Origin of the sequence: Rhizobium sophorae (assembly GCF_013087515.1) — a bacterium.
GTDB classification, from domain to species: domain Bacteria; phylum Pseudomonadota; class Alphaproteobacteria; order Rhizobiales; family Rhizobiaceae; genus Rhizobium; species Rhizobium sophorae.
This window is the reverse complement of the sequence record NZ_JABFCN010000019.1, coordinates 106,744-122,080: the sequence shown is the minus strand read 5'-3', so window position 1 is coordinate 122,080 and position 15,337 is coordinate 106,744. Positions and strand designations below refer to the sequence as shown.

The 15,337-nt window shown below is 60.9% G+C and carries 15 protein-coding genes, 1 tRNA gene and 1 pseudogene; 11 read left to right on the top strand and 6 right to left on the bottom strand.

Annotated elements, in window-relative coordinates; all coding sequences use genetic code 11:
* Positions 1–75 precede the first annotated feature (75 nt).
* On the top strand, positions 76–702 hold the full coding sequence (locus G9X64_RS11875) for a ribonuclease D (RefSeq protein ID WP_168312060.1): 627 nt from the start codon (positions 76–78) through the stop codon (positions 700–702).
* 231 nt (positions 703–933) lie between these two features.
* On the top strand, positions 934–2,469 hold the full coding sequence (locus G9X64_RS11870; protein WP_171376591.1) for a hypothetical protein: 1,536 nt from the start codon (positions 934–936) through the stop codon (positions 2,467–2,469).
* A gap of 77 nt (positions 2,470–2,546) precedes the next feature.
* Here the strand turns inward: G9X64_RS11870 and rpsA are convergent, their stop codons facing one another.
* From rpsA to aroA, 3 genes are all read right to left on the bottom strand, one after another.
* Complete coding sequence (rpsA, locus tag G9X64_RS11865; protein ID WP_003544285.1) at positions 2,547–4,250, bottom strand: 30S ribosomal protein S1; 1,704 nt, start codon at positions 4,248–4,250, stop codon at positions 2,547–2,549.
* A 176-nt stretch (positions 4,251–4,426) separates the two neighbouring features.
* Entirely contained in the window at positions 4,427–5,074 is a 648-nt protein-coding gene (gene cmk, locus G9X64_RS11860; protein WP_168312062.1) for a (d)CMP kinase, read from the bottom strand.
* 73 nt (positions 5,075–5,147) lie between these two features.
* Positions 5,148–6,506: a 3-phosphoshikimate 1-carboxyvinyltransferase gene (aroA, locus tag G9X64_RS11855; protein ID WP_168312063.1), complete on the bottom strand. Its 1,359-nt coding sequence runs from the start codon at positions 6,504–6,506 to the stop codon at positions 5,148–5,150.
* Between the two features lie 275 nt (positions 6,507–6,781).
* On the opposite strand from aroA, the gene G9X64_RS11850 reads away from it, so the two are divergent.
* The 5 genes and pseudogenes from G9X64_RS11850 (at position 6,782) to G9X64_RS11830 (ending at position 9,534) form a co-directional block, all read left to right on the top strand.
* Positions 6,782–7,165: a TIGR02300 family protein gene (locus G9X64_RS11850; RefSeq protein WP_011649932.1), complete on the top strand. Its 384-nt coding sequence runs from the start codon at positions 6,782–6,784 to the stop codon at positions 7,163–7,165.
* Between the two features lie 150 nt (positions 7,166–7,315).
* Positions 7,316–7,391 (top strand) — tRNA-Ala (locus tag G9X64_RS11845).
* Positions 7,392–7,492: 101 nt separating this feature from the next.
* Entirely contained in the window at positions 7,493–7,777 is a 285-nt protein-coding gene (locus tag G9X64_RS11840) for a GIY-YIG nuclease family protein (protein ID WP_171376590.1), read from the top strand.
* 178 nt (positions 7,778–7,955) lie between these two features.
* Positions 7,956–8,677, top strand: a pseudogene (locus G9X64_RS11835) (YoaK family protein).
* A 68-nt stretch (positions 8,678–8,745) separates the two neighbouring features.
* A complete protein-coding gene (locus G9X64_RS11830) occupies positions 8,746–9,534 on the top strand; it encodes a YdcF family protein (RefSeq protein ID WP_168312066.1) in 789 nt (262 codons plus the stop codon).
* 3 nt (positions 9,535–9,537) lie between these two features.
* Here the strand turns inward: G9X64_RS11830 and G9X64_RS11825 are convergent, their stop codons facing one another.
* The gene (locus G9X64_RS11825) at positions 9,538–10,011 is read right to left on the bottom strand and encodes a hypothetical protein (protein ID WP_168312067.1); all 474 of its coding nucleotides are present in this window, start codon (positions 10,009–10,011) and stop codon (positions 9,538–9,540) included.
* 172 nt (positions 10,012–10,183) lie between these two features.
* Between G9X64_RS11825 and G9X64_RS11820 the strand changes: the two genes are divergently transcribed.
* Positions 10,184–10,819 (top strand): trimeric intracellular cation channel family protein, encoded by a 636-nt coding sequence (locus tag G9X64_RS11820; RefSeq protein ID WP_168312068.1) that lies wholly within the window; start codon positions 10,184–10,186, stop codon positions 10,817–10,819.
* A 22-nt stretch (positions 10,820–10,841) separates the two neighbouring features.
* Here the strand turns inward: G9X64_RS11820 and irrA are convergent, their stop codons facing one another.
* Complete coding sequence (gene irrA / locus G9X64_RS11815; RefSeq protein ID WP_168312069.1) at positions 10,842–11,261, bottom strand: iron response transcriptional regulator IrrA; 420 nt, start codon at positions 11,259–11,261, stop codon at positions 10,842–10,844.
* A 301-nt stretch (positions 11,262–11,562) separates the two neighbouring features.
* Here irrA and fabA point away from each other — a divergent pair, with 301 nt between their 5' ends.
* Genes fabA through fabI form a run of 3 tightly spaced genes read left to right on the top strand, consistent with a single transcriptional unit; the run spans position 11,563 to position 14,170 of the window.
* Positions 11,563–12,078 (top strand): 3-hydroxyacyl-[acyl-carrier-protein] dehydratase FabA, encoded by a 516-nt coding sequence (fabA, locus tag G9X64_RS11810; RefSeq protein WP_017962726.1) that lies wholly within the window; start codon positions 11,563–11,565, stop codon positions 12,076–12,078.
* Between the two features lie 45 nt (positions 12,079–12,123).
* The gene (gene fabB, locus G9X64_RS11805) at positions 12,124–13,356 is read left to right on the top strand and encodes a beta-ketoacyl-ACP synthase I (protein ID WP_168312070.1); all 1,233 of its coding nucleotides are present in this window, start codon (positions 12,124–12,126) and stop codon (positions 13,354–13,356) included.
* Between the two features lie 7 nt (positions 13,357–13,363).
* Positions 13,364–14,170: an enoyl-ACP reductase FabI gene (gene fabI, locus G9X64_RS11800; RefSeq protein ID WP_168312071.1), complete on the top strand. Its 807-nt coding sequence runs from the start codon at positions 13,364–13,366 to the stop codon at positions 14,168–14,170.
* 93 nt (positions 14,171–14,263) lie between these two features.
* Here fabI and G9X64_RS11795 read toward each other — a convergent pair whose 3' ends face one another.
* Entirely contained in the window at positions 14,264–15,280 is a 1,017-nt protein-coding gene (locus tag G9X64_RS11795) for a class I SAM-dependent methyltransferase (protein WP_168312072.1), read from the bottom strand.
* Positions 15,281–15,337: the final 57 nt, after the last annotated feature.

Sequence of the window (15,337 nt, the reverse complement as noted above, 5' to 3'; positions counted from 1 at the left end):
CGCAGCAAAGCGGTTTCGCACTCTGCGCCTTTGCGCTATAGCCCAAAGAGATGCATTCGTACGAAAGACAGTCTCATGGCAGCGACCATACGTTATCACGAAGGCGATATTTCCGCGGTCGATGCCGCCCGCTACACCGGCGCGATTGCGATCGACACCGAAACGCTCGGTCTGGTGCCGCGCCGCGATCGGCTCTGCGTCGTCCAGCTTTCGCCGGGTGACGGCACCGCCGATATCATCCGCATCGCCGCCGGTCAGAAAGAGGCGCCCAATCTCGTCGCCCTGCTTGAAGACCCCACCCATCAGAAGATCTTTCATTACGGCCGCTTCGATATTGCCGTGCTCTTCCATACCTTCGGCGTCACCACGACACCGGTATTCTGCACCAAGATCGCCTCGCGCCTGATCCGGACCTATACGGATCGCCACGGCCTCAAGGACAATCTCAAGGAGATGCTCGACGTCGATGTCTCCAAGGCGCAGCAATCTTCCGATTGGGCGGCCGAGACGCTGTCTCCGGCCCAGCTCGAATATGCCGCCTCCGACGTGCTCTATCTGCATGCGTTGCGCGATAAGCTGACGGAACGGTTGATCCGCGACGGCCGCTACGATCATGCGACGGCCTGCTTCGAATTCCTGCCGACCCGCGCCAAGCTCGACCTGCTCGGCTGGGAAGAGGCCGATATCTTCGCCCACAGCTGAGCGAATTGCTTTCATTCTACGGTTGCGAATAGCCGTGCGGCAGGCTTGCCGGCGGCCGTTAGCGATTCGTTAACGCCTGTTCATTAATATTCCTGTTAATTTTTATGCATTTCGATGACGCCGGAACTGCGTCATGCGGACAGGAGGATCTGCTGGGATGCAAGGGGACCGGATGAGCGCGGTCCTTTTCTAGAGCCTGCTTTCATCGTCACTTTGCGAAAGGAGCATGCCATGTTGACTCCCGTTCGTGCAGCGTCCAATGCAAGCTTTTCGTCCCAGGGTCAGACAGCGGCGATCGTCGCCGGTGGTATCGGCCACTCGGTGATCGCCCCAGCACCTGTCAACGCCGTCGAAGCAGCCGACCTCAATTCCGCCATTGCCGGCAAGCTCAATATTCTGCTCCTTGCCGCGCGCGAGCGCATGGTCGAAGCGCTTTTCGATGTCATCGATGCGGCAGGCCGCTCGATCTCGCTGGATCGTGGCGAGGACGAGAGCAATCTTGCTTTCGCCTCCCGGCTTGCCGATGCCATCCGGCGGCTGCCAGCAGCCAGGATCGATGAGGTCGAGCGCCAGCTCACCGAGCAGGGGCATAGCGTGCCGCTCCGGACGATCGCCGAAGCCCTGAAGAACCCGACAGGCCCTGAAGCCGCCCGCATCGTCGCCTATCTGGAAATCGTCCGCTACAAGGATCGCGATCTCGCCGCCCGCGCCGTCGTCCGCTCCTATGGCCAGAACGATGCATCGCCGATGCGCGCCGAAGCTCGCCCCGAGATCCAGCTACATGAGGACAGCCTGCCTGCCGCCATTCGCCAGTCGGCAGACAAGCTGCCCATGCCCGCCGATTCGCTGATCGAGGTCGCAACACCGGTGACTGTCGAGGAAGCGGTCATCGCCGAAGCCGTGGAAGCTGCCGATCCGGAAATGCCGAAGGGTGAAAACCGGGCTCAATCCGCCCCGGCGACGGCAAAGGAGATCGCCCCGGAAAAATTTGCGTCGCAGGAGATCGAAACCGCGCAACCCTTGCCGACGGAAGCCGCAGCGGCAGACGAAACGCCGGAGCCGCCTGTCATCCAACCCAGCGCGACGCCGGAAAAGGTCGATCCTGTCATTCCCAGGAACTGGGCAGGAATTGTCGCCTCCATGACGGAAGAAGTCTCCGAGATAATCGCCACCATCATCCGCGAGCAGGACGTCGAAACCGTGCTGGAGGATGTTCCCGTCGAGGCGGCGGTGGAGATCGATACGATCCTCGACGACGCCGTCATCAGCGATGCGACCGAGACCTTGACCAGGCAGCCGGCCGAATTCACCGCACCCGATGCGCGCCAGTCCGCAGCACTCCGCCCATCGCAGATGGATATCGAGACCGTGGCTGCGGCTGTCCGTCAGCCGAAAGAAATCTCCGCGCAACCGCAGCTGATGCCGGTTCCTGAGACGGCCGAGGCTTCCTATGTGCCGCTGGTGGCAAGGATGCCGGAAGGACTTGCCTATACCCAGCTGCCTTATCAGTTCGCCAAGGATACGCCGTCGAAAGAGAAGGCGGGCGAAACGCACCACCAGCATCAGCATCACCGCGACGACGCTCAGCAGGACGAGCAGCAGGCGCAGTCCGGGGGCGAGGATGCCGAGCCCGATGCCGAAGAAACCGTCGCCACACCCGAGCGTAGGACGCCGAGGATGATCGATACCGAACCATCGGCCTATCAGCCAGGCGCGGCCGCCGATCCGGTCTATGCGCTCTATCAGCGCATGGTTGGTTGGGAATAACACATTTCATCGCCTGAAAATGAAGAACCCGCCGGATCGCTCCGGCGGGTTCTTCAATTCAAAGGCGGATGCGAGGATTATTCGCCGCCGCGGTTCTTCAGGGCTGCGCCCAGGATGTCGCCGAGCGAAGCGCCGCTGTCGGACGAACCGAACTGGGCAACGGCTTCCTTCTCTTCCGCAATCTCCAGAGCCTTGATGGACAGCATGATCTTGCGGTCCTTCTTGGAGAAGTTGGTGACGCGGGCGTCGAACACCTGGCCGACCGAGAAGCGCTCAGGGCGCTGCTCGTCGCGGTCGCGGGCGAGGTCGGCGCGACGGATGAAGGAAGTGATGTCTTCGTGGTTGACGAGCTTCACTTCGACGCCGCCGTCGTTGACCGCGATCACTTCGCAGGAAACGACTGCATTCTTGCGCAGGTCGCCAGAAGCAGCGGCGTCGCCGACTGCATCCTTGCCGAGCTGCTTGATGCCGAGCGAGATGCGTTCCTTCTCGACATCGACGTCGAGAACGACGGCCTTGACGACGTCACCCTTGTTGAACTCCTCGATGACCTGTTCGCCCGGACGGTTCCAGTCGAGGTCGGAGAGGTGCACCATGCCGTCGACATCGCCGTCGAGGCCGATGAACAGGCCGAATTCGGTCTTGTTCTTGACTTCGCCTTCGACTTCAGTGCCGGCCGGATGGCTGCGGGCGAATGCTGCCCACGGGTTTTCCAGCGTCTGCTTGAGGCCGAGCGAAATACGGCGCTTGGACGGATCGACTTCGAGAACGACGACTTCGACTTCCTGGCTCGTGGACAGGATCTTGCCGGGGTGAACGTTCTTCTTGGTCCAGGACATTTCCGAGATGTGGATCAGGCCTTCGATGCCCGGCTCCAGCTCGACGAACGCACCGTAGTCGGTGATGTTCGTGACGGTACCGGAAATCTTCTTGCCTTCCGGATACTTGGCCTGGATGCCATCCCACGGATCGCTCTCGAGCTGCTTCATGCCGAGCGAGATACGGTGGGTTTCCTGGTTGATGCGGATGATCTGGACCTTGACCTGCTGGCCGATGTTCAGGATTTCCGACGGATGGTTCACACGGCGCCATGCCATGTCGGTGACGTGCAGCAGGCCGTCGATGCCGCCGAGGTCAACGAACGCACCGTAATCGGTGATGTTCTTGACGACGCCGTCGACAACCTGGCCTTCTTCGAGGTTCTGAACGATTTCAGAACGCTGCTCGGCACGGGATTCTTCCAGAACCGTACGGCGCGAAACCACGATGTTGCCGCGGCGCTTGTCCATCTTGAGGATTTCGAAGGGCTGCGGGTTGTGCATCAGCGGGGTCACGTCGCGGATCGGGCGAATATCGACCTGAGAGCGCGGCAGGAAGGCGATCGCACCGTCGAGGTCGACCGTGAAGCCGCCCTTGACCTGGTTGAAGATCACGCCTTCGACGCGCTCGCCAGCTTCGAACTTGGCTTCGAGCTTGACCCAGCTTTCTTCGCGGCGAGCCTTCTCGCGCGACAGAACGGCTTCGCCAAGCGCGTTTTCGATGCGCTCGACATAAACTTCGACTTCGTCGCCGACCTTCAACAGGCCGTCCTTGGCGCGCGCGCCGAATTCCTTGAGCGCGATGCGGCCTTCAACCTTCAGGCCGACGTCGACAACGGCGACGTCCTTCTCGATGCCCGTGACGATGCCCTTGGTGACATAGCCTTCGGCCAGGTCGTTCTTGGCAAAGGACTCTTCGAGAAGAGCCGCGAAATCCTCGCGGGAGGGGGTGGCTACTGACATAAAATCTCCTGCGTGTCCTGAAACGGAAGCGGACACGTATGCGCCGGTTGGTTTGCGTTGAACGGGCCTGAACCCAGTCCGCCCTCTCTGACGAAGGCAATCCGGCGCTTGGACGGAATTTCAGGCTTGCTGTATTAGAAGCGATCCATGCTCAGAGCACGCAAAATCGCTTGAATTTAGGCATTTCGGCTCAAGACCGCATCGATGATCGATTGAGCAGCTTGAAACGCGGCCTCTATACTCATTTCCGACGTATCAAGCAAGTGCGCATCGTCAGCTGGTTTCAAAGGGCTGTCGGCCCGTCCCATGTCGCGTTCGTCGCGCCGCTTGACGTCCTCGAAAATCGCATCGAAATCCGCCGTCAGGCCTTTGCCGAGGATCTCGTCATAACGGCGTCTTGCGCGGACCTCCGGCGACGCCGTTACATAGAGCTTCACCGGCGCATCCGGGCAGACAACCGTGCCGATATCGCGCCCGTCGAGCACGGTTCCCGGCGCTTTCGCCGAAAACCGGCGTTGCGCCTCGACCAGGGCCCGGCGCACCGCCGGCATGACGGCAATCTTCGAGGCAGCTTCGCCGATCTCATGTTTGGAAAGTATATCGCGATCCAATCCAGCGAGTTCAACCTCTCTTGCGATCTTTTCCGCCACCGCCTCGTCGTCGAGCGGCAGGCCGGCATCGAGCACCGCCTTGGCCGTGGCGCGATAGGTCAGGCCGGTATCCAGATGATGGAAGCCGTAGCGCTCTGCGATGAGGCGCGAGAGCGTGCCCTTGCCCGCTGCCGCCGGGCCGTCGATGGCGATGGTGAAGGTCTCGTTCGTCATCAAATCAATCCTGCGGCAGCGCACGATCGCGGCGAAGGAGATCGTCTTTGCGGAAACTCGGCAGCTGGTACCATTATTCCGGCACCTCTTCGATCCTTGCCCCGAGACCCTTCATCAACGTCATGAATTCGGGAAAGCTGGTCGCGATCATCGCCGCGTCGTCGATCGTGACAGCATGCTCCGAGGCAAGCCCCATGACAAGGAAGCTCATGGCGATGCGATGGTCGAGATGTGTGCTGACCCTGCCGTCGGCAGCGTTGCCGAGGCCCTTGCCGTCTGGCCGGCCGCGCACGATGAGAAAATCCTCGCCCTCGTCGCAATCGACACCATTGAGTTTTAGCCCGTCGGCGACGGCGGAAAGACGGTCGGACTCCTTGACGCGCAATTCCTCAAGCCCCTTCATGGTGGTCACGCCCTCGGCGAAACAGGCAGCGACGGCGAGAATAGGATATTCATCGATCATCGACGGCGCGCGGTCTTCGGGAACGGTCACGCCCCTGAGCTCGGAATGGCGCACGCGCAGATCCGCCACGTCCTCGCCGCCGGCAAGACGTGCATTCAGCACCTCGATATCGGCCCCCATCTCCTGCAGCGTCAGGATCAGCCCGGTGCGGGTCGGGTTCATCAGCACGTTGACGATGGTGATGTCGGAGCCGGGGACAAGCAGCGCTGCAACCAGCGGGAAGGCGGTGGAAGAGGGATCGCCCGGAACGTCGATCACCTGGCCCGTCAGCTTGCCGCGCCCTTCGAGCCGGATTGTGCGTACACCCTCGCTATCCGTCTCGACGGAAAGGGCAGCACCAAAGCCCTGCAGCATCTTTTCGGTATGGTCGCGTGTCATCACCGGCTCGATGACCGTGGTGACACCCGGCGTATTGAGGCCGGCAAGCAGCACGGCCGATTTCACCTGGGCGGATGCCATCGGCACGCGATAACGGATCGGGCTCGGTGTTCCCGGGCCTCTGAGCGTCACCGGCAGCCTGTCGCCCTCGGAGGCGCTGACCTGGACGCCCATTTCGCGCAGCGGATTGAGCACGCGGCCCATCGGCCGTTTCGAAAGCGAGGCGTCGCCTGTGAAGATGGAGTGAAAGTCGTAGGTGCCGACCAGGCCCATGGTCAGCCGCACGCCGGTGCCGGCATTGCCGAAGTCGAGCGGCGCGTCGGGCGCAAGCAGCGCACCGTTGCCGGTGCCGTCGATCACCCACTGCGCGCCCTCCTTGCGAATCCTGGCGCCCATCGCCTGCATCGCCCGGCCGGTATTGATCACGTCCTCGCCTTCGAGCAGGCCGGTGATCCGCGTTTGCCCGGAAGCAAGCCCGCCGAACATGAAGGAACGATGCGAGATCGACTTGTCGCCCGGAATACGGACGCTGCCGGTAAGACCGGCGGATTTGCGGGCGGTGGCGGGCCTGGGCGCGGAGCCGTGCAGCATGCGTAATCCTTTGCAAATGCAGTCTATTTTTGCCGCAAGATAGGCTTGGCCGGTCGCAACTCCCGTCCGCTTCTGCAGCTGTTGCGGCTCGTTAACATAAACCCGCCGGGCGGTCATCCGCCGGCTTGCCAAAAACCCGGCGCTCGGATCGCAAAGTTTGGCTTTGACATGGGAAGCCACAGCGATTAAGGGGACCGGCTTATAAATTCCGATGGAACGCCGGCTTGAACGGCATCTGCCGAATCTCATATTCGGCTATTCACACGAGGCTTATAGTGGCGAAAGCGGAACTTGGAACCAAGCGTACCGATCCGGAAACCGGCAAGAAGTTTTATGATCTGAACCGGGATCCGATCGTCTCTCCTTATACCGGCAAGTCCTACCCTCTGTCCTTCTTCGAAGAAACCTCGGCGATCGCCGAAGTTGCCGAGGAAGACGAGGTCGCGGAAGTCGATACTGAAAACACCGAAGTCGAACTGGTTTCGCTCGAGGATGCTGATGACGCCGCCTCTGGCGACGACATCCCCGATATCGGCGACGACGATGTTGAAATCGAAGGCGATGACGACGACGATACCTTCCTTACACCCGACGAAGACGATGACGACGACGACATGAGCGATATCATCGGCGTGACCGGCGACGAAGACGAAGTCTGAGACTGCATTTCGGCCCGGCGAGGAAAAAATTCTCCGGGCCGCATTTTTTTAGGCTTGCTATCTCCGGAATCCGGAAGTAAGAAGCCGCCACTCCGAAGGGCACGCGCCTTGAGGAACATCCCAGGACCGGCCAGACCGGACCACCTTGATGGGGCTATAGCTCAGCTGGGAGAGCGCTTGCATGGCATGCAAGAGGTCAGCGGTTCGATCCCGCTTAGCTCCACCACGCTTCGCCCTTACGGGCTTCGCGTGGCGCAGCCGCGGGAAACCGTTAGGCCGAAGCAGTGCCCGGCATAGCCCGAAGGGCGACGACGGGCTGAAGCGCTGATGTGGTACGTCTATATTCTCCGCAGCATCGAATTTCCCGATCAGGAATACACCGGGTCTACCGCAGATCTGAAACAGCGGCTTGCGGCCCACAATGCTGGAAAATCCACCCACACCGCCAAATTCGCACCATGGAATTTGCTTTGGTATTGCGCCTTTCCTGACAAGCACAAAGCGCTTGAATTCGAAAAATGCCTGAAATCGCATTCCGGCAGAGCTTTTGCCAGCAAGAGATTGGTCCAGTCGAATCTGGATCCGGGTCGCCTCGCCAATTGGAAGGACTGATTCCGATTAAGTGCCGCCTACCGCCGTGCAAAGTGTTCCGCAACGCCGACCAGCAGGTCGCGCGTTGATTGAAGTAAACGCTCCCATCCAGCTTCCAATCGCCTTTGCCAATTCCTCAATAGGACGATGTATGTTTGTTGCCGCAATCTCAGTGATTCGGCTTCAGGACCTTCAGCCAATGACCAGAGCAAGACGCCGCCGCATCATCCGGACCCGACGAACCCTGACCGGGCTCGCCCTTGTCGGCTCGATCTCGTTTCTGGCCGGCATGACCGATGCCACCGGTCTTCTGCTGACCGGCGACTTTGTCTCCTTCATGACGGGGAACACGACGCGGGCGGCACTGGCCTTGAGCGAGGGCAATCTTTATCACGCCGCAGTCCTGATCTCTGCCATCGTCGTTTTCGTGCTTGGCAATGCGGCAGGCATCGTCATTTCCCATGTCTCGCAACGCCGCATTTTCGTGGTGCTTGGCTGCGTCGGGCTGGTTCTGGCGCTCGCCTCGATGATGACGGTGCAGAACATGCTGTTCGTGCGGTTCTATATGATCGTTTTTTCCATGGGGATGGTGAACGCCGCCGTCGAGCATATCGAAGGCCTGCCGATCGGCCTGACCTATGTGACCGGCGCCCTGTCGCGCTTCGGCCGCGGCATCGGTCGCTGGATCATCGGCGATCGTGATGTCGAATGGACGATCCAGATCGTGCCCTGGGGCGGCATGGTGCTCGGCGCGATCGTCGGCGCCGTGCTGACGCGGCTGACGGGCGCGCATGCATTGTGGCTGGTCTCCCTCTTCGCCATGGTGCTTGCGCTTGCCGCGATGCTTATCCCGCGGCCGCTTCAGCGGCGCTTTAACCAAAGATTGCGCCGCATCGATCCGCCGTTGCGCGGATGAAATAGAACCGTCGCATTCCTGTTACCGTCGAATCGGATAGGAAGGACCGCCGCCAATCCTCGAGGAGTAGGTCTTGTTCGTCATTTCGAAGCTTGTCTGGATTTTCGCTCAGCCGCTGTCGCTGGCATTCTTCCTCGTCTTCTTGGCCCTCATTGCCGGCCTTCTGCGCTGGCGGATCTTAAGCATCCTCGGCGCGACTGGTTCGGCCCTCATCCTCTTCGTCACGCTCTACACCACGGTCGGCAACCTGCTGATGCAGGGCCTGGAGCAGCGCTTCGCAAAGCCGGCTGCCGATCCCGATAGCCTGCAGTGCATGATCGTGCTCGGCGGCGCCTTCGAAAACGAGGTGAACACGGTCCGCCACGGCATAGAATTCAACGCCGCGGCCGACCGCTTCGTCGAAGCCCTGCGGCTCGCGCAGAAATTTCCGCAGTCGCGCATTCTGGTATCGGGCGGCGACGGCTCCCTCTCCGGCATCTATGAAGGCGATGCGGCGGCATCCGAGCGTTTCTTCCCGCTCTTCGGCGTTGGCAAGGATCGCCTGATCGAAGAGAGACAATCGCGCACGACCTTCGAAAACGCCGTCAACACCAAGGAATTCCTGGCAAGCCAGGGGCTTTCCAATTGCCTGCTGATCACCTCGGGTTTTCATATGCCGCGATCCGTCGGCATTTTCCGCAAGCTCGGCATCGATATCGTGCCCTGGCCGACCGATTATCGTACCGACGGTGAGGTGCGGCCACGGCTCGATTTCACACAGCCGAACCTCAATGCGCAGAACTTGGCAACCGCGATCCGCGAATGGTACGGCCTGGTCGGCTACTATCTCGCCGGCCGCACGTCGGAACTCTATCCAGGCTGAGAGCTATTTCTTCGAGATCGTGACGAATTTCGTGCCGCGGACACGCGCCGTCACGATACAGGGATCACCTTCGGTGCGGTCGCAGAAGCGCGGATGCATCTTCATCGCCAGCACCATGTTGCCAAAGCGCTGGACGAAATCGTAGCCATAGATCTGCGCCGTCGCGATCATGAAATAACCGCCCTCGGCGACCTGCAGATAGAAATTATAGGTGCAGCCGTCGTCATTGCATTGCGGCCCCTTCTGCCCGTCGCAGGTCAGCTGGCCCTCGTTGACCACCGCGTCGATCAGGCCGTCATTGTTGATGTCCTGCCGGGTGACGAAGCCGTCGGCAAACTCGGCCGTCTTGCACTGCTCCTGGAAATGTTTCTTCTCGTAGATCTCAGGGTCGGAGATCAGCGATTGCTGACCGAAGGCGGCAGCCGGCATGGCAAGCAGCAGGACGATATTCAGAACGGCGAGCACCAGCGTTTTCACGGCTTTCCTCTTTCGGATAAAGGTCCCCAATGCATGTCGCCCAAAGTGTGCAGCGGTTTTGGGACAACGACATGCAGCAAACAAAGACTTCACCTTTATGGCCGCGCCGCCTTGCGCCGCCCTTGCCGCCGTGGTTCTTTCCGGAAATTGTTCGCCGGTTCCGGGGGGCCGCATGTCCTTGCTCGTCTATCTCGATTATGCCGGCATTGCGCTGTTTGCCGCGACAGGCGCGCTCGCCGCCTCGCGCAAGCAACTGGACCTGATCGGTTTTTTGTTTTTCGCCATGGTGACGGGAACGGGCGGCGGCACCGTGCGCGATATCGTGCTCGGCCGCGTGCCGGTCTTCTGGGTGCTGAACCCCGCCTATATCCTCGTCTGCTGCATCGTGGGCGTCATTGTCTTCTTCACCGCCCACCTGCTGGAATCGCGCTATCGCCTGCTGATATGGCTGGATGCGATCGGCCTTGCCGCCTATTGCGTGATCGGCGCCGCCAAGGGCCTCGCCGCCACCGGTTCGCCCACGATTGCAATCGTCACCGGCACGCTGACGGCGACCTTCGGCGGCATCCTGCGCGATCTGATGGCAAACGAGCCTTCGGTGCTGTTGCGGCCGGAAATTTACGTGACCGCAGCCCTTATCGGCGCCGGTGTGTTCACGGCCGCCAATGCGCTCGGAATGCAGCTCTATCTGGCGTCTGCCTGCGGCGTCGCGGCGGCCTTTGCGGTGCGCGGTGGAGCCCTGTGGTTCGGCTGGACCTTCCCGACCTACAGGCACAAGCCCGGCCGACATCCCGACGATGTCATGTGAGGCCTATAATTTAGAAGTGTCGTCAGGCCTGCTTCGCCCGCAGGCGGATCACCACGTCGACATGGGCGATCTCCATGCCCTCAGGCGGTTCCGGCAGATTGGCGATCGTCAGGTTGCTGACGGGAATGTCGAGCACCTCGTTCTCGCCTTCGACGAAGAAATGGTGATGATCGGAAACATTGGTGTCGAAATAGGTCTTGGCGCTCTCGACGGCGAGAACGCGGATGAGACCGGCTTCCGTGAATTGGTGCAGCGTGTTGTAGACGGTTGCCAAGGACACCGGCACGCCGGCGGCAACCGCCTCTTCATGCAGTTCCTCGACGGTCAAATGCCGGTCGCCCTTGGCAAACAGGAGATCGCCGAGCGCGACGCGCTGGCGGGTGGGGCGCAGGCCTGCACCGCGCAGCCTTACCTCTATTGCGATCGGGAATGCACCCGTCATCAAAACCAACTCCGGTTATTCTGGCATAAAGCAATCATGTTTCTTTAAGCGGTATAACTTTTGCATCGGAGCCTTTCAATAGTTCAATGGGGACGGGAGCCCGATAAACGCGGCAAAAACGGGCTTTTGACGCAAATAGGTCTGGTCCCAGCCCTAGCCTTCCTGTATGCGACCACCAAATAATGGCGCAAGCCTGGTCCGGGGCGATGAATGAAGCTGCCTTGCTTGTGCTTCATTTTCTGAAGAACTTGGACTACACGTTCACATCCATCGGCTTGACGCGGGGGGAAAAAGAAACTTTATGACGACCAGACAGTCCAGCTTCTCGTATGAAGAACTCATCGCTTGCGCACATGGCGAGCTGTTCGGCCCCGGCAATGCGCAGTTGCCCCTGCCGCCCATGCTGATGGTTCACCGCATCACGGACATTTCCGAAACGGGCGGCACCTTCGATAAGGGCTACCTCAGAGCGGAATACGACGTACGCCCGGACGACTGGTATTTCCCGTGCCATTTCGAAGGCAATCCGATCATGCCGGGCTGCCTCGGTCTCGACGGCATGTGGCAGCTGACCGGTTTCTTTCTGGGTTGGCTCGGCGAAGAAGGCCGCGGCATGGCGCTTTCGACCGGCGAAGTGAAATTCAAGGGCATGGTCCGGCCACAGACGAAGCTGATCGAATATGGCATCGACTTCAAGCGTGTCATGCGCGGCCGTCTGGTCCTCGGCACTGCCGACGGCTGGTTAAAGGCGGACGGCGAGACCATATATCAGGCGGCCGATCTTCGCGTCGGTCTATCGAAAGACAAGACGGCCTGAAACCGCATTTCGAGCGGCTGACGAAAACAACAAAGGTTTGATCAGATGAGACGGGTAGTTGTCACAGGTCTGGGTGTCGTGTCCTCGATCGGAAACGACGCGGCCGAAGTCACCGAATCCTTGCGGCAGGCAAAGTCGGGTATCTCCTTTTCGAGCGATTTCGCCGAACATGGGTTCAAGTGCCAGGTCTGGGGCAGTCCGAAGCTCGGTTCGGCGGAGCTTGCCGAACTGGTCGACCGCCGCGCCATGCGTTTCCTGTCGCAGGGCGGCGCCTGGAACCATGTCGCCATGAAACAGGCGATCGCCGATTCCGGCCTGGAAGAGAAAGACTACGCTCAGAACGAGCGTACTGGCATCATCATGGGCTCTGGCGGTCCGTCCACTCGCACCCTGATCGAGGCCGCCGAAATCACCGTCAAGAACAACAGCCCGAAGCGCATCGGCCCCTTTGCCGTGCCGAAGGCGATGTCCTCGACTGCATCGGCCACGCTCGCCACCTGGTTCAAGATCCATGGCGTCAATTATTCGATCTCGTCGGCATGCTCGACGTCGGCGCATTGTATCGGCAATGCCACCGAAATGATCCAGTGGGGCAAGCAGGACGTGATGTTCGCCGGCGGCCACGAAGATCTCGACTGGACGATGTCCAACCTCTTCGACGCCATGGGCGCCATGTCCTCCAAGTACAACGACACGCCGGACAGCGCCTCGCGCGCCTATGACGTCAACCGCGACGGATTCGTCATCGCCGGCGGCGCCGGTGTGCTGGTGCTCGAGGAGCTGGAGCGCGCCAAGGCCCGCGGTGCCAAGATCTATGCCGAAGTCGTCGGCTACGGCGCAACCTCCGATGGATACGACATGGTCGCCCCCTCGGGTGAAGGCGCTATCCGCTGCATGCGCCAGGCGCTCGCCACCGTCAAAGGTGATGTCGACTACGTCAATACCCACGGAACCTCGACGCCGGTCGGCGACAGCAAGGAAATCGGCGCCATCCGCGAAGTATTCGGCTCAAAGATCCCGCATATCCAATCGACCAAGTCGCTGACCGGCCATTCGCTGGGCGCTGCAGGTGTGCAGGAATCGATCTATTCCCTACTGATGATGCAGCAAGGCTTCATCGGCGAAAGCGCCCATATCACCGAGCTCGATCCCGAATTCGAAGGCGTGCCGATCGTGCGCAAGCGTATCGACGACGCGAAGATCGACATTGCCCTCTCCAATTCCTTCGGCTTCGGCGGCACCAACGCCACGCTCGTCTTCCAGCGCTATAACGGATAATAACAATATGACGGGAATCATGCAGGGTAAGCGCGGGCTCGTCATGGGCGTCGCCAACAACCACTCGATCGCCTGGGGGATTTCAAAAGCTCTCGCCGCACAGGGTGCGGAACTCGCCTTCACCTATCAGGGCGATGCGCTCGGCAAGCGCGTCAAGCCGCTTGCTGCCGAGGTGAACTCGGATTTCGTCCTGCCCTGCGACGTCGAGGACATCGCCTCGATCGATGCCGTCGTCGACGCCATAAGCGAGCGCTGGGGCAAGCTCGATTTCATCGTCCATGCCATCGGCTTTTCCGACAAGAACGAGCTGAAGGGTCTCTACGCCGATACGACGCGGGAGAATTTCAGCCGCACCATGGTCATTTCCTGTTTCTCCTTCACCGAGATCGCCAAGCGCTGCGCTCCGTTGATGGAAGATGGTGGTGCGATGCTGACGCTGACCTATAATGGCTCGACGCGCGTCATCCCGAATTACAACGTCATGGGGGTTGCCAAGGCAGCGCTCGAGGCGTCGGTGCGTTATCTCGCCGCCGACTACGGCCCGCGCGGCATCCGCGTCAATGCCATTTCCGCCGGCCCGATCCGCACGCTTGCCGGCGCCGGCATCTCCGATGCGCGCGCGATCCTCTCCTGGAACCAGCGCAATGCGCCGCTACGCAAGACCGTGACCATTGATCAGGTCGGCAACTCGGCTCTCTACCTGCTTTCCGACCTTTCCGCCGGCGTCACCGGCGAAATCCACTTCGTCGACGCCGGCTTCAACGTCACCTCCATGCCGACGCTGGAAACGCTGCGCAAAGCGGACGTCGAGTAAACACTAGTCGATTGAAACTCAAAGGCTGTGCGCAGATGATGCGCACAACCTTTTTCTATCGGCAAAAATGATCGTATCGCGGCCGCTTGAGCCTTATTTCTTCGCCCAGAGAACCTTGAACCGGGCGTTGCGGCAGGTTTCGCCGCTTTCCCTGAAATTCGCCGCCAGAACCGGCTCGTAAGGCAGGCCGCGATTGGCGACAAGCATCAGGCGGCCGCCGCCGCGAAGGGCGGATGCGGCAGTCTTGATCATTGCCTGGCCGAGCGCCGGCTCGGCCGCGTGCCCCTCATGGAAGGGCGGGTTCATGATGACGAGATCGTATTTATCCTTGACCGGCTCACCCGCCAGATCGTGCCAGAAGAAGCGCACAGGCGCGTTCGGGCAGTTTTGAGCCAGATTATCCCTGGCAGCCTCCAGAGCCGCGTGATCGGCCTCGTAGAGGTCGAGGCGCGTTAGTCCACGCGACTTCCGCGCCATCTCGACGGAGAGATAGCCCCATCCGGCACCGAAATCCGCCACGTCGCCGGTGAAATCCTCAGGCAGGCGCGAGGCGAGCAGCTCCGATCCGGCATCGATGCGGTCATGCGAGAACATGCCGGCGGTTGCATTGAAACGGCCGTCGACGCGGACCGGCGCCTTTGCCAGCTTGGAGATAATCTCGTCTGCATCCGCCGGCCGGCCGAACCAGAAGGCGACGCCGTGATATTTCGGCATATGGTCGACTGCGAGATTGAAACCTTCCATCCGCTTGCGCAGCGGCTGGATGCCGTCCTCCTTGGCGCCGGCAACGACGATCAGGCCGCCGAGCCGCGTACGGGCGATAGCGGCAGCAAGATTGGCCTCGTTCTCACCCTTGTGCTTGGTACAGAGCACCAGAGCCGCATCGTAGTCCTCGCCGTCGATCTCCGGCCTCGCGTCGATCCGCTGGGCCAGCAGCTGCCGATAGAGCGGCCGGAAGCCCTGGACGGCGCTGAGCGAGGCGGCAAAGCCGTCCGGCAGCGCAAAGCCTGCCTCGGCGCCGAGGAAGAGCACGCGCTCGCCCTCGCCGGGCGCCGCGACTGTGCCGCTGGCAAAGGGATGGAACAGGGTCTTCAGCGTCTCGCTGCTCATGGTCTCGTCTCGTCTTCTCATACAAAAAAGGGCGCGGAAGCATTCCCGCGCCCGGTA

Excerpts from the sequence above, each read along its gene's own strand:
- G9X64_RS11875 (WP_168312060.1), top strand. The coding sequence starts at position 76 with ATGGCAGCGACCATACGTTATCACGAAGGCGATATTTCCGCGGTCGAT.
- G9X64_RS11870 (WP_171376591.1), top strand. The coding sequence starts at position 934 with ATGTTGACTCCCGTTCGTGCAGCGTCCAATGCAAGCTTTTCGTCCCAG.
- rpsA (WP_003544285.1), bottom strand. The coding sequence starts at position 4,250 with ATGTCAGTAGCCACCCCCTCCCGCGAGGATTTCGCGGCTCTTCTCGAA.
- cmk (WP_168312062.1), bottom strand. The coding sequence starts at position 5,074 with ATGACGAACGAGACCTTCACCATCGCCATCGACGGCCCGGCGGCAGCG.
- aroA (WP_168312063.1), bottom strand. The coding sequence starts at position 6,506 with ATGCTGCACGGCTCCGCGCCCAGGCCCGCCACCGCCCGCAAATCCGCC.
- G9X64_RS11840 (WP_171376590.1), top strand. The coding sequence starts at position 7,493 with ATGTGGTACGTCTATATTCTCCGCAGCATCGAATTTCCCGATCAGGAA.
- G9X64_RS11820 (WP_168312068.1), top strand. The coding sequence starts at position 10,184 with ATGTCCTTGCTCGTCTATCTCGATTATGCCGGCATTGCGCTGTTTGCC.
- irrA (WP_168312069.1), bottom strand. The coding sequence starts at position 11,261 with ATGACGGGTGCATTCCCGATCGCAATAGAGGTAAGGCTGCGCGGTGCA.
- fabA (WP_017962726.1), top strand. The coding sequence starts at position 11,563 with ATGACGACCAGACAGTCCAGCTTCTCGTATGAAGAACTCATCGCTTGC.
- fabB (WP_168312070.1), top strand. The coding sequence starts at position 12,124 with ATGAGACGGGTAGTTGTCACAGGTCTGGGTGTCGTGTCCTCGATCGGA.
- fabI (WP_168312071.1), top strand. The coding sequence starts at position 13,364 with ATGACGGGAATCATGCAGGGTAAGCGCGGGCTCGTCATGGGCGTCGCC.
- G9X64_RS11795 (WP_168312072.1), bottom strand. The coding sequence starts at position 15,280 with ATGAGCAGCGAGACGCTGAAGACCCTGTTCCATCCCTTTGCCAGCGGC.